The sequence below is a fragment of the Enterobacter sp. 186315 genome, from assembly GCF_053290175.1.
The window spans coordinates 35,450-53,697 of sequence record NZ_JBPTTK010000026.1 but is presented as its reverse complement, the minus strand read 5'-3'; the positions used below and the strand labels follow the sequence as shown (position 1 = coordinate 53,697).

The 18,248-nt window shown below is 54.4% G+C and carries 29 protein-coding genes and 1 pseudogene; 6 read left to right on the top strand and 24 right to left on the bottom strand.

Annotated features, from left to right (window positions below; translation table 11 throughout):
* Positions 1-17: 17 nt before the first annotated feature.
* The gene (locus ACSVHP_RS20785; RefSeq protein WP_001067855.1) at positions 18-722 is read right to left on the bottom strand and encodes an IS6-like element IS26 family transposase; all 705 of its coding nucleotides are present in this window, start codon (positions 720-722) and stop codon (positions 18-20) included.
* Positions 723-787: 65 nt separating this feature from the next.
* Positions 788-1,714, bottom strand: a pseudogene (locus ACSVHP_RS20780) (IS4-like element ISVsa5 family transposase); the annotation flags it as partial.
* A gap of 218 nt (positions 1,715-1,932) precedes the next feature.
* Here ACSVHP_RS20780 and ACSVHP_RS20775 point away from each other — a divergent pair.
* Positions 1,933-2,808 carry an extended-spectrum class A beta-lactamase CTX-M-8 gene (locus ACSVHP_RS20775; protein ID WP_032489598.1) on the top strand — a complete coding sequence of 292 codons (876 nt, stop codon included), beginning with the start codon at positions 1,933-1,935 and terminating at the stop codon, positions 2,806-2,808.
* A gap of 154 nt (positions 2,809-2,962) precedes the next feature.
* On the opposite strand, the gene ACSVHP_RS20770 is transcribed toward ACSVHP_RS20775, so the two are convergent.
* Positions 2,963-3,667, bottom strand: coding sequence for an IS6-like element IS26 family transposase (locus ACSVHP_RS20770; RefSeq protein WP_001067855.1), 705 nt, complete (start codon positions 3,665-3,667; stop codon positions 2,963-2,965).
* Positions 3,668-3,703: 36 nt separating this feature from the next.
* Entirely contained in the window at positions 3,704-3,871 is a 168-nt protein-coding gene (locus tag ACSVHP_RS20765) for a DUF4942 domain-containing protein (protein WP_230811955.1), read from the bottom strand.
* Positions 3,872-3,881: 10 nt separating this feature from the next.
* Here ACSVHP_RS20765 and ACSVHP_RS20760 point away from each other — a divergent pair, with 10 nt between their 5' ends.
* Positions 3,882-4,193 carry a hypothetical protein gene (locus ACSVHP_RS20760; RefSeq protein WP_230811954.1) on the top strand — a complete coding sequence of 104 codons (312 nt, stop codon included), beginning with the start codon at positions 3,882-3,884 and terminating at the stop codon, positions 4,191-4,193.
* A 75-nt stretch (positions 4,194-4,268) separates the two neighbouring features.
* Here ACSVHP_RS20760 and ACSVHP_RS20755 read toward each other — a convergent pair whose 3' ends face one another.
* The 17 genes from ACSVHP_RS20755 to ACSVHP_RS20675 form a co-directional block, all read right to left on the bottom strand.
* Positions 4,269-4,448, bottom strand: coding sequence for a hypothetical protein (locus ACSVHP_RS20755; RefSeq protein ID WP_004187364.1), 180 nt, complete (start codon positions 4,446-4,448; stop codon positions 4,269-4,271).
* Between the two features lie 676 nt (positions 4,449-5,124).
* The gene (locus ACSVHP_RS20750) at positions 5,125-5,391 is read right to left on the bottom strand and encodes a helix-turn-helix domain-containing protein (RefSeq protein ID WP_004187367.1); all 267 of its coding nucleotides are present in this window, start codon (positions 5,389-5,391) and stop codon (positions 5,125-5,127) included.
* A 44-nt stretch (positions 5,392-5,435) separates the two neighbouring features.
* The gene (locus tag ACSVHP_RS20745; RefSeq protein WP_025368650.1) at positions 5,436-5,885 is read right to left on the bottom strand and encodes a JAB domain-containing protein; all 450 of its coding nucleotides are present in this window, start codon (positions 5,883-5,885) and stop codon (positions 5,436-5,438) included.
* Between the two features lie 121 nt (positions 5,886-6,006).
* Complete coding sequence (locus ACSVHP_RS20740; RefSeq protein WP_004206909.1) at positions 6,007-6,369, bottom strand: DUF3085 domain-containing protein; 363 nt, start codon at positions 6,367-6,369, stop codon at positions 6,007-6,009.
* Between the two features lie 21 nt (positions 6,370-6,390).
* Entirely contained in the window at positions 6,391-6,654 is a 264-nt protein-coding gene (locus tag ACSVHP_RS20735) for a hypothetical protein (RefSeq protein WP_004206908.1), read from the bottom strand.
* Positions 6,655-6,771: 117 nt separating this feature from the next.
* Complete coding sequence (locus tag ACSVHP_RS20730; protein ID WP_004206907.1) at positions 6,772-7,182, bottom strand: hypothetical protein; 411 nt, start codon at positions 7,180-7,182, stop codon at positions 6,772-6,774.
* 28 nt (positions 7,183-7,210) lie between these two features.
* Complete coding sequence (locus ACSVHP_RS20725) at positions 7,211-7,690, bottom strand: hypothetical protein (RefSeq protein ID WP_004206906.1); 480 nt, start codon at positions 7,688-7,690, stop codon at positions 7,211-7,213.
* On the bottom strand, positions 7,683-8,189 hold the full coding sequence (locus tag ACSVHP_RS20720) for a hypothetical protein (protein ID WP_015062854.1): 507 nt from the start codon (positions 8,187-8,189) through the stop codon (positions 7,683-7,685). The genes ACSVHP_RS20725 and ACSVHP_RS20720 overlap by 8 nt, the downstream gene beginning before the upstream one ends.
* A 117-nt stretch (positions 8,190-8,306) precedes the next feature.
* A complete protein-coding gene (locus tag ACSVHP_RS20715) occupies positions 8,307-8,870 on the bottom strand; it encodes a phospholipase D family nuclease (RefSeq protein WP_004187378.1) in 564 nt (187 codons plus the stop codon).
* Between the two features lie 9 nt (positions 8,871-8,879).
* Complete coding sequence (locus tag ACSVHP_RS20710; protein ID WP_004206904.1) at positions 8,880-9,323, bottom strand: plasmid partitioning/stability family protein; 444 nt, start codon at positions 9,321-9,323, stop codon at positions 8,880-8,882.
* 2 nt (positions 9,324-9,325) lie between these two features.
* On the bottom strand, positions 9,326-10,300 hold the full coding sequence (locus ACSVHP_RS20705; RefSeq protein WP_011091047.1) for a plasmid segregation protein ParM: 975 nt from the start codon (positions 10,298-10,300) through the stop codon (positions 9,326-9,328).
* A gap of 240 nt (positions 10,301-10,540) precedes the next feature.
* A complete protein-coding gene (locus tag ACSVHP_RS20700) occupies positions 10,541-11,218 on the bottom strand; it encodes a tyrosine-type recombinase/integrase (RefSeq protein ID WP_015586039.1) in 678 nt (225 codons plus the stop codon).
* An 81-nt stretch (positions 11,219-11,299) separates the two neighbouring features.
* A complete protein-coding gene (locus ACSVHP_RS20695) occupies positions 11,300-11,503 on the bottom strand; it encodes a hypothetical protein (protein WP_020316874.1) in 204 nt (67 codons plus the stop codon).
* A 41-nt stretch (positions 11,504-11,544) separates the two neighbouring features.
* Positions 11,545-12,030, bottom strand: coding sequence for a hypothetical protein (locus ACSVHP_RS20690; RefSeq protein ID WP_004187390.1), 486 nt, complete (start codon positions 12,028-12,030; stop codon positions 11,545-11,547).
* Entirely contained in the window at positions 12,027-12,614 is a 588-nt protein-coding gene (locus tag ACSVHP_RS20685) for a restriction endonuclease (protein WP_004206901.1), read from the bottom strand. Before ACSVHP_RS20685 ends, ACSVHP_RS20690 begins: the two co-directional genes overlap by 4 nt.
* On the bottom strand, positions 12,607-12,855 hold the full coding sequence (locus ACSVHP_RS20680; protein WP_004187394.1) for a helix-turn-helix domain-containing protein: 249 nt from the start codon (positions 12,853-12,855) through the stop codon (positions 12,607-12,609). The genes ACSVHP_RS20685 and ACSVHP_RS20680 overlap by 8 nt, the downstream gene beginning before the upstream one ends.
* Complete coding sequence (locus tag ACSVHP_RS20675) at positions 12,852-13,313, bottom strand: hypothetical protein (RefSeq protein ID WP_015586036.1); 462 nt, start codon at positions 13,311-13,313, stop codon at positions 12,852-12,854. Before ACSVHP_RS20675 ends, ACSVHP_RS20680 begins: the two co-directional genes overlap by 4 nt.
* 140 nt (positions 13,314-13,453) lie before the next feature.
* Between ACSVHP_RS20675 and ACSVHP_RS20670 the strand changes: the two genes are divergently transcribed.
* Complete coding sequence (locus ACSVHP_RS20670) at positions 13,454-13,999, top strand: hypothetical protein (RefSeq protein WP_004206899.1); 546 nt, start codon at positions 13,454-13,456, stop codon at positions 13,997-13,999.
* A gap of 152 nt (positions 14,000-14,151) precedes the next feature.
* Here ACSVHP_RS20670 and ACSVHP_RS20665 read toward each other — a convergent pair whose 3' ends face one another.
* Genes ACSVHP_RS20665 through ACSVHP_RS20655 form a run of 3 tightly spaced genes read right to left on the bottom strand, consistent with a single transcriptional unit; the run spans position 14,152 to position 15,473 of the window.
* Positions 14,152-14,559 (bottom strand): hypothetical protein, encoded by a 408-nt coding sequence (locus ACSVHP_RS20665; protein ID WP_004206898.1) that lies wholly within the window; start codon positions 14,557-14,559, stop codon positions 14,152-14,154.
* Position 14,560: 1 nt separating this feature from the next.
* Complete coding sequence (locus ACSVHP_RS20660) at positions 14,561-15,139, bottom strand: hypothetical protein (RefSeq protein ID WP_015062853.1); 579 nt, start codon at positions 15,137-15,139, stop codon at positions 14,561-14,563.
* Positions 15,117-15,473, bottom strand: a complete 357-nt coding sequence (locus ACSVHP_RS20655) for a hypothetical protein (protein WP_004206896.1) — start codon at positions 15,471-15,473, stop codon at positions 15,117-15,119. The genes ACSVHP_RS20660 and ACSVHP_RS20655 overlap by 23 nt, the downstream gene beginning before the upstream one ends.
* 527 nt (positions 15,474-16,000) lie before the next feature.
* Between ACSVHP_RS20655 and ACSVHP_RS20650 the strand changes: the two genes are divergently transcribed.
* From ACSVHP_RS20650 to ACSVHP_RS20640, 3 genes are read left to right on the top strand one after another with little or no spacing between them, the layout of a single operon-like run.
* Positions 16,001-17,275: a type II toxin-antitoxin system RelB/DinJ family antitoxin gene (locus ACSVHP_RS20650; protein WP_004206895.1), complete on the top strand. Its 1,275-nt coding sequence runs from the start codon at positions 16,001-16,003 to the stop codon at positions 17,273-17,275.
* 17 nt (positions 17,276-17,292) lie between these two features.
* On the top strand, positions 17,293-17,550 hold the full coding sequence (locus tag ACSVHP_RS20645; RefSeq protein ID WP_004206894.1) for a helix-turn-helix domain-containing protein: 258 nt from the start codon (positions 17,293-17,295) through the stop codon (positions 17,548-17,550).
* Complete coding sequence (locus tag ACSVHP_RS20640; RefSeq protein WP_004206893.1) at positions 17,551-18,234, top strand: hypothetical protein; 684 nt, start codon at positions 17,551-17,553, stop codon at positions 18,232-18,234.
* Positions 18,235-18,248: the final 14 nt, after the last annotated feature.

Here is an 18,248-nt window from a genome sequence, read left to right as displayed (position 1 = left end):
TGTCTTATTCAAAGGCCTTACATTTCAAAAACTCTGCTTACCAGGCGCATTTCGCCCAGGGGATCACCATAATAAAATGCTGAGGCCTGGCCTTTGCGTAGTGCACGCATCACCTCAATACCTTTGATGGTGGCGTAAGCCGTCTTCATGGATTTAAATCCCAGCGTGGCGCCGATTATCCGTTTCAGTTTGCCATGATCGCATTCAATCACGTTGTTCCGGTACTTAATCTGTCGGTGTTCAACGTCAGACGGGCACCGGCCTTCGCGTTTGAGCAGAGCAAGCGCGCGACCATAGGCGGGCGCTTTATCCGTGTTGATGAATCGCGGGATCTGCCACTTCTTCACGTTGTTGAGGATTTTACCCAGAAACCGGTATGCAGCTTTGCTGTTACGACGGGAGGAGAGATAAAAATCGACAGTGCGGCCCCGGCTGTCGACGGCCCGGTACAGATACGCCCAGCGGCCATTGACCTTCACGTAGGTTTCATCCATGTGCCACGGGCAAAGATCGGAAGGGTTACGCCAGTACCAGCGCAGCCGTTTTTCCATTTCAGGCGCATAACGCTGAACCCAGCGGTAAATCGTGGAGTGATCGACATTCACTCCGCGTTCAGCCAGCATCTCCTGCAGCTCACGGTAACTGATGCCGTATTTGCAGTACCAGCGTACGGCCCACAGAATGATGTCACGCTGAAAATGCCGGCCTTTGAATGGGTTCATGTGCAGCTCCATCAGCAAAAGGGGATGATAAGTTTATCACCACCGACTATTTGCAACAGTGCCCTATGGCGTAGGCCTAGTCCGTAGGCAGGACTTTTCAAGTCTCGGAAGGTTTCTTCAATCTGCATTCGCTTCGAATAGATATTAACAAGTTGTTTGGGTGTTCGAATTTCAACAGGTAAGTTAGTTGCTAGAACCCATGGCTCCTTTGCCGACGCTGAGTAGATTTTAGGTGACGGGTGGTGACAATGAGTCCGTGTCGAGCGCTGATTTTTTCGGCCTTTAGAGCGAGATTTATACAATAGAATTTGGCATGAGATTGGATTGCTTTTAGTCAGCCTCTTATAGCCTAAAGTCTTTGAGTGACTAGATGACATATCATGTAAGTTGCTGATAGGTTTCCAGTTTTCCGCTCCTAGGTCTGCATATTGTACTTTTCCTCTTACTCGACTTAACCAGTACCAACCCAGCTTCTCAACGGATTTATACCATGGCACTTTAAAGCCAGCATCACTGACAATGAGCGGTGTGGTGTTACTCGGTAGAATGCTCGCAAGGTCGGCTAGAAATTGGTCATGAGCTTTCTTTGAACATTGCTCTGAAAGCGGGAACGCTTTCTCATAAAGAGTAACAGAACGACCGTGTAGTGCGACTGAAGCTCGCAATACCATAAGTCGTTTTTGCTCACGAATATCAGACCAGTCAACAAGTACAATGGGCATCGTATTGCCCGAACAGATAAAGCTAGCATGCCAACGGTATACAGCGAGTCGCTCTTTGTGGAGGTGACGATTACCTAACAATCGGTCGATTCGTTTGATGTTATGTTTTGTTCTCGCTTTGGTTGGCAGGTTACGGCCAAGTTCGGTAAGAGTGAGAGTTTTACAGTCAAGTAATGCGTGGCAAGCCAACGTTAAGCTGTTGAGTCGTTTTAAGTGTAATTCGGGGCAGAATTGGTAAAGAGAGTCGTGTAAAATATCGAGTTCGCACATCTTGTTGTCTGATTATTGATTTTTCGCGAAACCATTTGATCATATGACAAGATGTGTATCCACCTTAACTTAATGATTTTTACCAAAATCATTAGGGGATTCATCAGTGCCCGGCAGTGGTTGCAGGGGATTGAGAGGGCAAGCGCATTTTTGTTTTTTACTTTTTGTGCTGACTGTGAATACTTCAGCCACACGGATTCAATTTTCAGGAGTTTGAGATGATGAGACATCGCGTTAAGCGGATGATGCTAATGACAACGGCCTGTATTTCGCTGTTGCTGGGGAGTGCGCCGCTGTATGCGCAGGCGAACGACGTTCAGCAAAAGCTGGCGGCGCTGGAGAAAAGCAGCGGGGGGCGGTTGGGAGTGGCGCTGATTGACACCGCCGATAACGCACAGACGCTCTACCGCGCCGATGAGCGCTTTGCCATGTGCAGCACCAGTAAGGTGATGGCGGCAGCGGCTGTGCTCAAGCAAAGTGAAACGCAAAAGAAGGTGTTGAGTCAGAAGGTTGAGATTAAATCTTCAGACCTGATTAACTACAATCCCATTACTGAAAAACACGTCAACGGCACGATGACGCTGGCGGAATTGAGCGCCGCGGCGTTGCAGTACAGCGACAATACGGCCATGAACAAGCTGATTGCCCATCTTGGGGGGCCGGATAAAGTGACGGCGTTTGCCCGTGCGATTGGGGATAACACCTTCCGGCTCGATCGTACTGAGCCGACGCTCAACACCGCGATCCCCGGCGACCCGCGCGATACCACCACGCCATTAGCGATGGCGCAGACGCTTCGCAATCTGACGTTGGGCAGTGCCTTAGGTGAAACTCAGCGTGCGCAACTGGTAACGTGGCTGAAAGGCAATACCACCGGCGCTGCCAGCATTCAGGCTGGGCTACCCACATCGTGGGTTGTCGGGGATAAAACCGGCAGCGGTGATTATGGTACGACGAATGACATCGCCGTTATCTGGCCGGAAGGGCGTGCGCCGCTTATTCTGGTCACTTACTTCACCCAGCCAGAGCAGAAGGCAGAAAGTCGTCGTGACGTACTCGCGGCTGCCGCGAAAATCGTCACCGACGGTTATTAATTCTAAAAAATGTGGAGCGCTCTGTCGCTCCACTTCCAATTTATGCTCCGGTGTTGACTATTCTCTTCGATGTTTTGGCTGCGACCTCTGTATGATAATTAAGGCACTGTTGCAAAGTTAGCGATGAGGCAGCCTTTTGTCTTATTCAAAGGCCTTACATTTCAAAAACTCTGCTTACCAGGCGCATTTCGCCCAGGGGATCACCATAATAAAATGCTGAGGCCTGGCCTTTGCGTAGTGCACGCATCACCTCAATACCTTTGATGGTGGCGTAAGCCGTCTTCATGGATTTAAATCCCAGCGTGGCGCCGATTATCCGTTTCAGTTTGCCATGATCGCATTCAATCACGTTGTTCCGGTACTTAATCTGTCGGTGTTCAACGTCAGACGGGCACCGGCCTTCGCGTTTGAGCAGAGCAAGCGCGCGACCATAGGCGGGCGCTTTATCCGTGTTGATGAATCGCGGGATCTGCCACTTCTTCACGTTGTTGAGGATTTTACCCAGAAACCGGTATGCAGCTTTGCTGTTACGACGGGAGGAGAGATAAAAATCGACAGTGCGGCCCCGGCTGTCGACGGCCCGGTACAGATACGCCCAGCGGCCATTGACCTTCACGTAGGTTTCATCCATGTGCCACGGGCAAAGATCGGAAGGGTTACGCCAGTACCAGCGCAGCCGTTTTTCCATTTCAGGCGCATAACGCTGAACCCAGCGGTAAATCGTGGAGTGATCGACATTCACTCCGCGTTCAGCCAGCATCTCCTGCAGCTCACGGTAACTGATGCCGTATTTGCAGTACCAGCGTACGGCCCACAGAATGATGTCACGCTGAAAATGCCGGCCTTTGAATGGGTTCATGTGCAGCTCCATCAGCAAAAGGGGATGATAAGTTTATCACCACCGACTATTTGCAACAGTGCCATCAATCAGCCCTTGCGTGAAAGTATCGGCCTTGCTTGCGTTCAGGTGCCGGAACGTACTCATAACGTTCTCCAGCGTTATCGGCGGCATTTCTTCGCCTGCCACCTGCCGATCCCATTCCTGACGTTGTTTGTTGCTCATCAGCGTATACATGCCGGTTTCCGACATCAGCCGATCCCAGATTTTTCCGTCGATAACGCGGGAAATAGCCGTTTCGGCCTGGTCTGGTGTCGCTCCATTTGATCGCGCTCTCTACGGCTTTGTCGTAGTCATACAGGTACTGACAGCCTCCGGCCTGCTGCATCAGATCGCGCGCTTTTCGCAGCTTGTCTATGCCGTCGAGATAGACGCGAATACCTTCATTCCGCAACGAGATAATGCGCTCAATAGCAATAGACGGGATCACTTCACCGCCATGCTGGCAGGACATCAGATCGACCGACGGGAGAGTTTTTTCAGATGACATTTCAGACTCCTGCGCCATGCGGGGCGCTACCGTAAGGGGTGAACAGGGCTGGCAATGCCAGCCCATCAATGATTATTTGCAGCGCTGAAGCAGTTTACTGACCTGCTCGGCCAGCGCATACGTGGACGCATACGGGCCACTTAAACGACGGTTAGGGATTTCGTTGAGGGCATACAGGCACGCCTTCAGCAGCGCATCTTTCTGCGTTTCCAGTTCAGCTTTAAGCTGGGAGGGGGTCAGTGCTTTACTCATAATTTGTTACTCCTGCGCCAGTCGGGGCGCTACCGCGAAAAGCCTCATTGCCTTTCGATGTGATTATTATACGTCTAATGAGCCATAACAATCAAGCGTTATCTGATTAATTTTCTTTGTTTTTTCCTGGACTCCTTTCCCTGTAAATTTTGCTTTTCAGATCCCCATCAGCCCGATGAAGGTGCTTTGCCGGCATGGTGCAGGGGTTCAGGCATCAGACACTAGCGATAGCCCGAAACCCCGCAGGGGGTTCGGCGGAGCTGCCAGGCTTTGCCTGGCTAGCGGAGTGTGGCTGACGACTGCCCGACGGGCAGGAGCCGAAGGGGCCCAGAGGTGTTTTAGTACGGCAGGCCTGCCAGAAAACGCCGGCAACTGAGCAGAAATGAACAGGGAAGACACGCTGTGCGGGCGTCAAAATTAAGTAACTGGCAGACACCAGGGCGGGATCACATCAGAAAGAGCCAGAATAGGGGGCAGGACTCGTCAAAGTCATAAAAACGATGATGGGTACAGTTTTTTTAAATGCGCGCCCAGAGAGCGGCTCAGCGCGTTTCAGGGCAATACGGGTTCGATGCCCGTATTGCCCTGCAGGCGGCAACCACCGCGTCAGCCTTCAGCCCCGGCCAGATATCCGATACGTTCAGGAAGCACGTTTGCGCGTCGGTGTTTTGCGCTGCTATTTCCAGATCGGCGGTAAGCCGGCATCGATGCAAAGGACGCACCAGACGGAATACGCGATGTCACTTTCTCCGTTCACCCAGCGGCGCACCGTTCTGCCGTTCACGCCAACATGTCGCGCCAGCCCCTCCTGACTCAGGTTGAGCACATTTTCCAGCAGATAGCGGAGTTCATCCCCCGTCGGCGGGGTCCATTTATCAGCGGGACGGAAACAGCTTTCGCGGATCGCGCCCACGTTAAGCGGCACGGTATATTTATTGCCCATAGCAAGCCTCCAGAGCCGGCCGCACCACTGTGCGGCCGCGGTTATCAAATCAGACCATGTTCAGCAAAAGAGTAAATATCGCTGCCGCCCACAATCAGGTGATCGAGGACTTTGACATCAACCATCCCCAGCACCTGCGCCAGACGCTCGGTGATCAGCTTGTCAGCCTGGCTGGGTGCAGTGTTAGCGGAAGGATGGTTATGCGCCAGTACCACGGCGGCGGCATTATGATGCAGGGCGCGTTGCAGGACGATACGCGGATGAACGGTGACGCTGCTGATAGTTCCCTTAAACAGTTCTTCAAACGCAATCATGCCGTTGTGGCAGTTAAGAAAGAACGCGCAGAATGATTCGCGTGGTTCTGCAGCAAGACGAAACCGCAGTAAGGAACGCGCGGCGTCGGCGCCGGTGATAAAATCCGTTGTGGTAATTTTACCGGCAATAATGGCGTCCGCCTGGCGGATAATGTTGAGTTCTTCTGCTGAAAATTTCATATATTTCCCTCGTTAGGGGACCTGAGCACCATGCCCGGCCACAAATATATAATAGGACATTTTGTCCTAGATGTAAATACAGTGATATATAAAAAAGCCCGATTTAACGGGCTTTTATGGTTTATTTCTGTCCCCCTGCAATAACTTCCAGTTCCGTCTCTGAAAGCATTATTTTCAGGCAGGGTTTGGTACGGCTGAGAAGTTCAATCGACCTCGGATCGAGGTCCAGGGATTCGCAAAAATCATCTCCGCCACAGGCATCACGCATCCGGTCCCAGAGCTCGTCAAAATCCGTTGTATCCGGATTGAAACCATTGGCGTAACAGACATTGTGCATCCCATTACTGTTTTTCTCACCTTTCGCCGCCATCACATACACGCCATGATCTTTGACAAAAAGAAGTGGGCAATTAAAACGCTTAACTTCAGCAATAACGACGTTGAGCATAGGATCAGTAAAAACAAGTTCTGATTGCATGGTCATAGTGTATTTACTCCCTGAAAGCTATTTGTTGACCGCAGCGGCGGTGAGAATGTCAGAAAGCGACCCCAGCAGATATAATTCGGTGAGCTCGCCTGTTTCATTCAGAAGAAATAGCCCTGCAGGTCGGCCATTATGAAAAATAATGGCTTCATGCGATTGATGTAATTCACACTGACACAGCGAGAAATAAATAAGTGACCATTCAGGGGAAATAACGGTTTTATTGCCATGTTCCCGGATATAGCGGGCAACATCAGCCTGTTGCTGAGAATTGAGAGCAGTCATAAGGTGACTCCTGCGCCGGTCGGGGCGCTACCGTCGAAAGACCGGATTGCCTTTCGATGTAATTATTATACGTCTAATGAGCCATATAAATCAAGTTAATTTTGTTATTTTCCTGATTTAAGGAGACTCTTTCCCCTGTAAATTTTGCATCACAAGCGCACCGTTCGGGCGCTGCAGGCGAATAATATCGTTCTGGCGTGCGTCTTTTTCCCGGATGATCCGCCAGGTTTCGGTGACGGCGCCGGCTGGCTGATACAGTCTGACCTTCACCTCGGAACGCTCTGCAGACAGCACAATGCAGCCTTTCTCATCTTGTGCAGCTGCGTGCCGGGCTTCATCTTTTTCCCGCGGGCAGTCATCAAATCCTGATATTCGGACCGGGTGGCCATCGATATCAACCTGATAGCCGGGCGAAATCACGGGCACGGGCTGTGGCACATTCGGGAAATAATCAGCCAGATCACACCCTGTCAGGGCTACGGGCACAAGGCAGGCATACAGCATTAACATTCGGCGTGTGGTGATCATAAAGGGTCCTCTCTGGTCGCCGCGGGCCTTATTTCGCCTTCTCAACCAGCTGCAGTGACGGATGCTCACCGGCCAGAAGTAACAGGAAATTGAATTCCCCGGTCTTGAGCTTTACGCCGCGCTGAGCAGCCTTTTCTTTGGTCTGCCATGACGCCGGTTTATAGCCAAACAGCGCTGCAATTTCAGCGTGTTTTAGCCCCAGCGCCTGACGCAGGCGGCGAACGTCTTCGGCCGTAGCGGGCTCTTTAACCATATCATCCGGGCTGAACGTCCTGTTCAGGCGGTAATCAGGATGCACGCCGGCGATCAGCATCAGCATGTTATATTCGCCTGGGCGAAGACTGGTCTTGTTGTACTGGCTGAGATCGTCGCTGATAGCTTCCTTACGCTGCCAGGCGCGCAGTTCGTACCCCATGACAGCCCCTAATGCGGTTTCAGTCATGCCCATTTTTTCACGGAGCGTCTTCACTGTTTCCGGCTGCGGAACGACGCTAACCATCTTAATCATTACCCTTCTCCCAGAAGTCTGAATTCAGAAAAATTTTCACCTGGCGCGTGCGGGGATAGTCCTGGTGCTTCAGCCCCTCCCGCGTATCAGACAGGTACTGCGTTTCCTGCTGCACCTTGTTGATTTTGCCATTCCATTTGCGGGCCAGCGCCCGGTAACGCCCGTTCTCCAGCTGATAAACTTCAAACGTATACTTGTTCGGACCGCTCCAGCCTTCGTTGTAATAGACCTGTTTCATAGGATCTGCCTGATCGATGCGCCCCGTTAACATGACATCCCGGCTGCATTGCCTGAACCAGTAACCGCGGGGCATAGCCGGTGGCCGGTCGCTTATTTCCCGTCTGGATAGCGTGCCGAAAGGCTGTGAGCGCAGGTGACAACCTGATCTCAGGTCAATCTGGCATGGCGTGTTGTGCAGGGACCAGCGCCGCTGCCGCAGGCAATGGCTCAGGGTGATCACAGGTACGACACGGGAAACGAACAGGGGGAATGATTGCATGGTTTTACTCCTTCGCCAGTCGGGGCGCTACCGAAAAATGAGCCTTGATAATACGACGAATGAGCCATATAAATCAAGTTAAAAATCAGGCGGCAGAGTTTCTGCCGCTGCTGTAGGTCAGTACCGTGGGGCCACGTCCTTTCCTTCGCCCCATAAACGGGAAAACTCGTTCACGTAGGCTTCAGTTACTGCAGGCGCGCCGCTGATCAGCACCACATTTTCCGCATTACGACTGTCTGCACTGGCGCTGAAGTTAAACGATCCGGTCAAGACGGCGCGGCGGTCAAAGACCATGAATTTATCATGCATGGCCTCGTAGTTATCGTTGATCCGCACCGCCACGCGGTTATTGGCCAGAAAGTTCACTTCGGTGTACCGGTTGTCGTTCGCTTTGCGATCGGCCACCACCACCACCGATACGCCCCGTTTTTTTGCGGCACGCAACGCGCCGGCAACAGGACGACTGGTCAGGCTGTACGCGGCAACCAGAATCTCATGCTGCGCGTGGTCGATTGAATCCAGAACCAGATTTAATGCGGTCCCGCCGGGTGAAAACCCGGTTTTCACTTCAGTCGCAGCTTGCGCCTGGACATCGCCGGCAATATTGCCGGCCGCTGTTACCGGGTTTGCTGCCACGGCGCCGGCGATGAGGGTCAGGGTTAACAGCACATATTTTTTCACGCTGCCCCCTTAATCATCATCCGGGAACAGATGCTGGACGTTCTTACGGGTTTCTTCCAGATTCCTATCCTCCGGTGCTGCCGGTTCGGGAGTCACGGCGGGACTGTTTTCCGGCGCAGCGCCGCCTGCCGGCGACACCGTATTGCTGCCACCGCCGGTGGCCTGCAGAAACGCCTCAACCAGACGCGCCATCTCTCCTGTATCCTGCTGCGGCAGCGTACTGCTGATGATCCGCTGAATATCCTGCATCGAGGTGCTCTCCGTCAGAAATTCAGCGATCAGGAACGGCAGGCGTTCGTCCTGCTTCATCAACGCAGCACCACAGAGCATCATGGCGCGCATCGCGCGGCCACGCTCTTTCTGAGGCAGTTTCTCAAGAAAGCCGTCAGCTACCCGGTCCGCCGCATTGCGCTCCGGGTAGATATAAAACGAGCACTTACGGTTATCAGTCATACTCAGCCCTTCATTGCCACCATACCCAGAACCAGATCGAATTGCGGGTTATCACTGACGAAGAAACGATCGTCACTCACCCCCGTGGCCTGCTTCACTGCGCCGGCGACCAGGCTGGCGCCGCCACCGACAACCATGACGTGCGTGAAACCGGCAAAGCGGCCAACTGAATCGGTGACACGGTGCGTCAGTGCTTTTTCCCGCTCATGCAGTACCTTCATCACCTGGGCCCGCTGGTCAGCATTCTGGAGGTAACGGGAAAGAAACGTTTCGTCATTTCGCGCCTGGATCAGACGGTCGGCAAAATACGAACTGGTACGGGTGCTCACGCTGGTATCCAGTGCATGTTTTACGGCTTCGGTGATGATGGATACACCGGTTTTAGGATCGCAATGCGTCTTGGTGAAGCCGGACATTTTGCTGCGAACGTGCGCGATATCCAGCGTGGTTCCACCGATATCCACAATCAGCAGGGAGTCCAGATCGTCCAGATCCTTCAGCACACTGAAGCCTGCAGGGACCGACTCTGGCAGTACGCTGACTTTACGCACGGTAAAGCTCTCACGCCCCTGAACGGCCACCGCGCGCTTCACGTTCGCTTTTTTCCGCTCGATGTTGGCCATATTAGGCTGATCGTTTTCATCCAGGTACTCGCCCAGCGGCAGCGTCACCACAACATCAACCGGCTGCGGTTCAATGCCGGACTGCATCAGGGCATGGTGGATAGCGACGACATTCACATCACTGTACTGATAGCGGGTTTCCGTGGTGCGCACGGCATCCGGGCTCAGCTGGTCAAAGCTGTACTTTTCCCCGTCAATTTCATAGTTGGCGGAAGCCGGCACTGATGAATCTGTCAGCAACGTCATGGACCATTCGGGCTTGAAGCTGTTCGGACTGATCAACGTTTTGACCGCACCATCTTCCATCCATGCCAGTTTGATGTTGGTGGAACCGTCGTCAACAAAAATACGCATTTTGAACCTCACATTATTTAGAAAAAAACCGTAGAAATCAGGAAAAATACAGCTTTCAAATGGATTATTACGCATCCCTGCTGACGTGTAAAGACAAAATGATGCACCAATATAGAAAAATACAGAAAAATACCGAATAAAAATCAACAAAAGACGGTCAGGCCGTCCTCAAAACGGCCTAATATAGAAATATGAGAGATTATTTTAGATTTATAAGGAAATAACAGGGATGAATACGGATTATTCCGGAAGCGTTAGATGACTGTCTGGCAGGCTGAACCGGACGCCATACTGACGGCCGACATCGAGCGCAAACACGCGCGTGTAGGTTTCTGTGGTTTCCAGCCGGGAATGCCCGGCATAGGCCTGTACAACTTTCAGCGGAACCCCATGCTGGATCAGGTGCATACAGAAGCTGTGACGGAACGTGTGGCAGGTAACAGGGATACTAAAAGTGACAGAGTCACGTTTTGCGAGGTCCAGTGCCTTCCTGATCCAGTTACGCGGCGTGTTATCACTCTGCACCGGCCAGAGCAGCTGCTGTTTACCAATACGCAGGGTGGTCAGAAATTCACGCACCTTCCTGACATATTGAGGATCGGTCAGAGGAACAAGACGGAACACCTCCTCATCCTTGCCCGGCCTGCCGCGGCCACGCTGACGCTGTTTAAGCGTCTTCAGCCGGACAAACGGCCGGGAACCGTCAAGCTGAAAGCTGGCGCCGGTCAGCGCCAGCGCCTCATTAATACGCGCGCCCGTGTTCCAGAGGGTATCGAAAAGGACCTGCTGGCGCAGGTCTGGCACATACCGCAGAAACACCGACACCTCCGGGGCCAGCAGGTATTTGGGTAAATCAGCCTGGCTGGCCATCTCCCGCAGCGCCAGCGCATCGGCATAATCGAAGTAGGCATATGTCACGCGCCCGGTCCCGATGGCGTCGCTACGTGAATTCTGAGAAATTTGCAGGGGGAAAGTGTTCAATTTTTTAAAATCCGCTAATCAGCCGTCAGGCGACTGAATTTTATGAAATTTCTCGCTGAAATCGACCGCATCCTGCATATCAAACGTCATACTGCGGGTGGAGGCGGTCGAGCTCCAGCTTTTCCCGCCGCCGATCCCGTAAGGAGGTAGCGCCTGTCCGTGTAGCGGCTGGTTGTGTCGGGCTGCAAAAACCAGCTCCCCGACAGGTACTTTTAACATCATAGCAAACATATCCGCGCTGATTCGGCGGCCTTTCAATCCACTCATAACAACCTGTAACTGAATCCTGTACCACGACTTTTGTTGTAAATCTGCTGACCAGACTGACCTTCATCTTCACTGAATACCACCATACGGCGGCCGTTAGTCAGTGAATCCATTTTACGCTGTGCGCCATTATCGTCATAACGCACAGGCAGGCACGCACCTTTATGGCTGTTTTCACTCTCGACGCGGAACACCCTTACCCTGACGGCGTTCTTCCGCACCTGGTCAGGATCTTCACCACTGACCACACCCGTCAGTTTCTGAAGCGTATCAGCCGGACTGCTGTACTCAGCCTGGCTGAGATAGCGGCCGTTCGGGGTTAACCAGAAATCCTGGCTGTCACTGACACGGTAGGTTTCGCCGTGGCTGGCGATGCCTGAGACGTTACAGAAGCGGTCATAATCGGTGGGCTGTCCGGGGAGCATGGCGCACCCTGTCAGCAACAGTGCCGGCAGGGCGGCGACGTATCCTTTGAATTTCATGTTGTCTCCTGTTCAGGTTGAACCATTTCGGCCGGTGGCCGGTATCCCGGATACGGGATAAACGGCGCATCGGTGGCAATAAGGTCTAGCAGCTTCTGGCCACTGACCAGGATCATACGGCTGTCTCCGCGAATGAGCGATTTGGTTCCTTCGCGCGTTTTGCCGGTATGGCAGAAAAAACCGCGGGCACCGGTGGCGTTCAGCAGGTCGCTGAAGTCACGGACGTGGCCAACGGCAATATAGCTGGTATAGCGTTTGGCCTGGATAAGCCAGGTCTGGCCATCAATCTTCACACGGCCATCAATCCCGCCGTCACCGGTATACCGGCGGTTACGGATCACTTCAAAGCCTCGGCGTTCAAAGCCTTCAAGCAGCAGCTCTTCGAACACAAACGGGTCAATCTTGCGCAGATAGGCAATTTTCTGCCCGAAATGCGGAAACGTATTAATTTTATCGATCACACGTACCGCGCTGGCCTGTTTCCGTTCGTGCCGGCGCCGGCGTCGCCGTGTACCCAGCCAGAGGCCATACAGCAGGATACCCGCAAGGATAAAAGAGCCGACAACATGGATGGACTCATTCATTATCGATCCTCAGCACTTCATACTTCAGCTGCCGCAGCAGCCTGTCTTTGCTCATGGTTTTCAGGGTGGGCCATTCCGCTTTCAGCGTCAGCGCGACGGTGGCAAGTTGTATGGTCCGGGGTACTGTCTCACCGTCCTCATATTTTACCAGGCTGGTACGGCTGATACCGAGCTCAGCCGCGGCGCGTTCCTGGGTCCAGTTCAGGCCCCGTCGCCACAGGATCAAGTCAAAGCCGGTCAATCCGCCGCACTCCCATGCTCAGTGCCGGGCTTCGTGCCGGCGGGTACGGCCTCTTTCCCCTGTGCCTTTTTTTCCGCCGGGGCCGGGTAGGCCGAGGCCAGTTGTGCCCGGAAATCACGCCACGCTGACAGCCAGAGCGCATCAGATACCTGGTCAGACGACAGATTAAGGACCGCATTGCGGTCACGCCAGTGGCTAAATGTCTGAGCCGGCAGGCCGGCACGCCGGCGCAACTGCTGCTCGTCGAAATAGGCACACTGAACCAGGAGGTGTCTGACGTTCTGCGGGACAACTTCATCCCTGGCCCCTTCCGGCACAGCCAGCATCCCGGCGCTGCATATCCCCTGAATGCCCGCCTCGGTATAAATCTGCTGCAGATTGGTATCATCACCCTGCGCAGCGCCGGCGGTGTGCGCCACAACCAGCATGATGCCGGCAATAAGTGGTTTCTTTATCATGCGTACTCAGCTCCTGGCCGAATCCTGGTGGACTGGCCTGTTATAATCTGCCTGTATTTATAGCCTGAAAATGTTCATATTTGAACATTTTTTATGTATATTAATTCCGCAAATTCGCCATAAACACAACAGGAGACACGATGGATATCAACTACTACGATGAACATCAGGAAGAATTTGAGGCGGTTAAACTGGCGCTGAAGGGCGAAATGGAGAGGATCTGGGGCTCCATGCTGAAAGAACGCGGGGACAATCTGGATGATGAAGCCACGTACCTGAACCTGTTTGAAGAATTGCAGTATAACTTCTCTCCGTCCAGTTTCAGTAAGCTCACCCCGGCGCAGGAACTGGATAAAGATAAAATAGCGGCCTTTGTGGCCAGAACCCGCGGCTATAAGCACGGCATCACGATCAAATGCCGGCCGGGTCGCCCGCAGAAGTGGCTGAAAGGCCGAATCAAACCACTTGAGGACGCGGAAGGCACAAACCTGTGCTGGATCGACACGGCCACCATCGTGCATATCGGTGCCGGTCAGCAGTTTGACGATCAGTATTACCTCACAGTGACCACACAGACCGGGCAGAGTTACCGCGTGAATGAACTCCGTCTGCCAGGTCGTCTGCTGGAAGCAGCCCAGGACAGCCTGTTCAGGGCACTGGATTCAACCACCGGCGGTTACTTCTGATAGGGCGTTGCACCACGCTTATCGGGGATTTATACTCGCAGTGATTAACAGATTAATTTTCCGTTTACTCCGACAGAAAGTTAAGTAATAAAAAGGTCTATAATTAAAAGGCGCCCTTCCTCACCAGTTGGACGCCTTTTGTGTATGCATCATCAGTTATCTGTAAACCCTGAAAGAAGTGTGATGGACACGTCGTCTTCTTCACGCGCTACCATCACCGGTACATCCTTCCAGCGTGCCACGTTTTCTCCCCACTTTTGCAGGTCAGCACATGACAGATTGTGCCTCTGACATAACCTCAGAATGGTGTCATTCGAATACCAGTCTATGCGGGACAGGTGTTCACGGATCACCCATTCATCCCACGGCCGGCCGTCAAATGCAGGTTCACGCCGCCGCCATTCCGGATTGTTAATGACCAGATAATCGCCAACATAAAGACGGTCGGTCAGCTGATATATATCAACGAAGCCAACCTCACTGTCAGGGATCACTTCCAGGAAGAGATAACCCGCTACGGGGTGTACCGCGCCCAGAAGCACCATAGGCTGAGTCACCATGTTATTCCCCCTGTTCGTCTTCAGCTGGCCGCCAGGCCCGCTGCCCTTTATAACCCAGTAGGGCTTCACACATCAGATCGGTTATACGCGCAATCGCGTAATCCGCACTGTCAGCCCGCAGGGAAATCACGGCCGTTTCCCCCCGGTGCGCGGCGTTCCAGAATCCGGGCAGCAGCGTCTGGAACCGGGCCCGGTCATCCCCCTCCGACAGCAGGGCTGCATCCGGCAGTCGTTCGCGGATCACATCTTCACCGGCCTGACGCAGGATATCGTCACGACTCCAGATGCACAGCGTTGCCGGTCCGCTGCGCATGAGGATAGTAGCGGCGTCAGCCATACTCAGAGTATCCAGCTTCAGCATCTCCATGCCCGGCCGACGCAGCACGAATCCAATCGGCCGCCGGTACTTGCCCAGCTGCAGCAGATCGTCGTCCGTAAGCAGCTCCAGGCCACGCTGCAGGACAAGATGCAGTACTTCAGCCTCTTTAATCGGCCGCAGCAGCCCATGCATGGTGTTCGCTTTGACGGTCAGCGCCTCAATGCGATTCCAGAGCTCATCATTTATATGTTTGGTGGCCATCGGAATGCTCCCCGCCAAAATAAAACCGTTTTCCATCCGCTGCTTTGCCCAGGCATACCGTGTGACCCGTGGTTATCTGGCCGGCATCCATCAGGAACGGCGCGCCCGGACCGCGAAACACGTCCGGATCGAGGGCAGCAGGTTCGCCGGCAGCGACCGGCCGGACCATGCCCATATCGTAACTGTCCGGCAGGTTATCCCGCAGGCAGGCCTGCGTGTAGTCGTCCGCGACCTTCTGCGCCTCTTCCTGCGTGGGGTAACGACCCAGCACGCCGGTGATCTCTTTCTTCAGTCCGAAGCCGTAGCCGCGAACCTTGTACGCTTCATATTCCATCCCGTTCACTCCGCTTGCCGTTGTTTACTGAATAACCATACTCTAATAAATTAGGTTTCATGCGTATATTATAAATATTTAGATTTAGCACTAAAAGCTAATTCAATGAAGCGACACACCGGTAATCATCACGCTGCATGACGACCGCACGATTTACCCCGCCGGATGATTCGCCCCCTTATCTTTTCACCTTGTGACTTTTACGCCTGCAACCACCGGAAAATACCTTTTCGCCGGTGCCGCCATTGCGGAAAAAACGTAAATACCGAAAAAAGCGAAATCAACAGGGAGAGGAAGGCAGGGGGACGGTCGCACGGTTGCCGTGCGCGGGCACCATATCTTGTGCCGTTCTCAGCTGACGGAGCCACTACATATAGCGTTATCCACAGAAACGGTGGATAAGTGGCGGCGCTGCGGAGAATACCGCTAAACCGCAACGGTGAAAAAATGTGGTCCCGCGCGCAAAAGTGCGGTACAAATGGCTGTACATTATGTAAAGCCAAATGACTGTACAAAAAGGAAGGAGCATGACCGGTTTTTTTGAACGTAAAAAGCGGGCCAAAAACGCCCAGCTGACCGTGCGTCTCGATGAGCAGCTGAAGAAACGCGCCGAACTGCGTCTGGAGGCAATGGGCATGACCGCCACGGAAGCAGTGGAGCAGCTTTACCGCTTCATCGCCGATCACGGCCGGATGCCCGTCACGGAGCGTATCGTCACATTTGACATCCAGTCACAGCGCGGCCGCGCCATCGCCCTCAATCCCGCCGACGCTGTGACCGAAAACACCCGGCGGTTTCTGCAGTCGCTGGGAGCTGTGGAAGTGGTCTGCTGCGATCCCGCTGCATTTGAACAGGCGGTACTGGAGTACTTCAGCCTGTATGTGGCCGACCAGGCTGCCTGTTTACTGGCCGGTGTACTGAACGTCACGTTCATGGTTAATGCCGCCAGTCGCGTGAAAGATGACTGGCATGACAGGCTGCTGTCCCTGTTACAGCGCGACTTTGATTTCAGCGAAGAACAGTCAGTGACGTTCATTAACAGCATCGTGGACAGCGAACATGTCGATCCTGCCATCGTCAGTCGAAATAATACGGCCTGGCGGAGCGGAAAAAGCACCGGGTCCGGCGCCGGCGCTGAACAGGCCTTACTGGATAACACCAACGTCAGGGTCTTCTATCCCTCCGGGGAAGCGCCCGTCTCCGGCGAGATCGGCGCCGCCGTCCTGCAGCGTTTCCTGACGTTCCTGGCGGAGCGGGGCGTCAGCTGCAGCGATCCGCAGAGACTGACCGAAAGCGCCGGCCGTGCATGGGGCGTGCGTGAAAATATGATCGGGAATATGCCCCCGGACATGCAGCAGGCCATAAACGATGGCGTCATTTTTGAGGCCAGCGCTGACACGCCGGACTTTTCCCCTGAGCTGGCGGCGGCGTTTGGCTTCACACAGGCCCAGGCAGAAGCGGTGCTGAAACCCGCCCTGACCGCCAGGGATCTCCCCGGTTTCCTGCAGCGCTTTCTGGCGTTCCTGGCCGACCGGGGTATCAGCTGCAGCAATCCCCGGCGGTTTACTGAAAAGGTCACGGAATACGCCAGCCATGAGGGACCGCACCGGCTTATTGCAATGTTGATGTCGCGCATCAGGGATGAGGGGGTCAGTTTTGTCTTTCACAATGAATCCCCGGACGAACTGCCGCGCCTGGCCGCGTCACTGCCCGGCGAACTGGCCGATACCTTCGGGTTTACGGGATGGCAGGCAACAACAATACTGCGTCAAATCCAGCCGGCACGGCCGGGGCAGGATTAGGGCCGGGAGCATACGCGATGAAAACGACCTGTCATGCGGCCGGCATCACGGCGGCGCCGCTTTCCCCGCAGGAGTGGCGGGCGCTGCTCAGGGCGAAAGGCTGGAAGCAGAAGGAGCTGGCCCGCCGCTGGAATGTGTCAGAAACCTGGATCAGTAAGCTGGCCAATAACCCCGAACGGGGCACGCACTGGAACGATGCCTGCCGGGGTCTGCCCGATATTCGTGCCCGGCGGCCCGGCGAACCGCACAGACGCACCAGAGCCGGGAGGCCCTGAATGAACAGACGTCTTCACCTCATCACCACCTGTACCCGGCGCAAGGCGGGCAGCGTGGAGGATACCGTTTTTCCGGGCGACACTTCCCTTGATGACGCCTTTGACGGCTGGTACAGGCTGATCGCCCAGGCTGCCCGCCGTCCTGGCAGGGTGCTGGAAACGGGAGAGCTTTACCGGGGCGCACACTGGCTGCGTGCCCGCGGTATCGCGGCGCGGTGGCCGGGCATCGAGCTGTGGGCCATGTCGGCCGGTCTGGGGCTGCGCCACCATACCGATCCGGCGGTCGCGTATGAGGCAACGTTTCACGCCATGCCCTTCGCGCCGGCGACCGTCTGGGGCTCACTGACGGCACGGCCCCCGCTGGCTGGCCGCTGCGCCTCCCTGGCTGAGCTGATGCAACGCTGCCCGGACGAGCGCTTTGTGATCGCCGGTTCACCCGTGTATATCAGCGCGGCTGAGCAGGATATTCTGGCCGGCGTGCCGGCACTGCATGATGCGGCCACTCAGCTGATTATCGTGACCTCACAGGGCTATCGTGGTCCGCTGCAGCCGTTTCTGAAAAGAAGCCGCGCGGACATGATGGCGACCCTGAAATCGAACATGACGTGCCTGAATATTGCCTGCGCCGGCGCCCTGATTGACGCCATGATGCAGGCAGACGCCCGGCAGGCGGCGACCATTTAATACAGACAGAGACT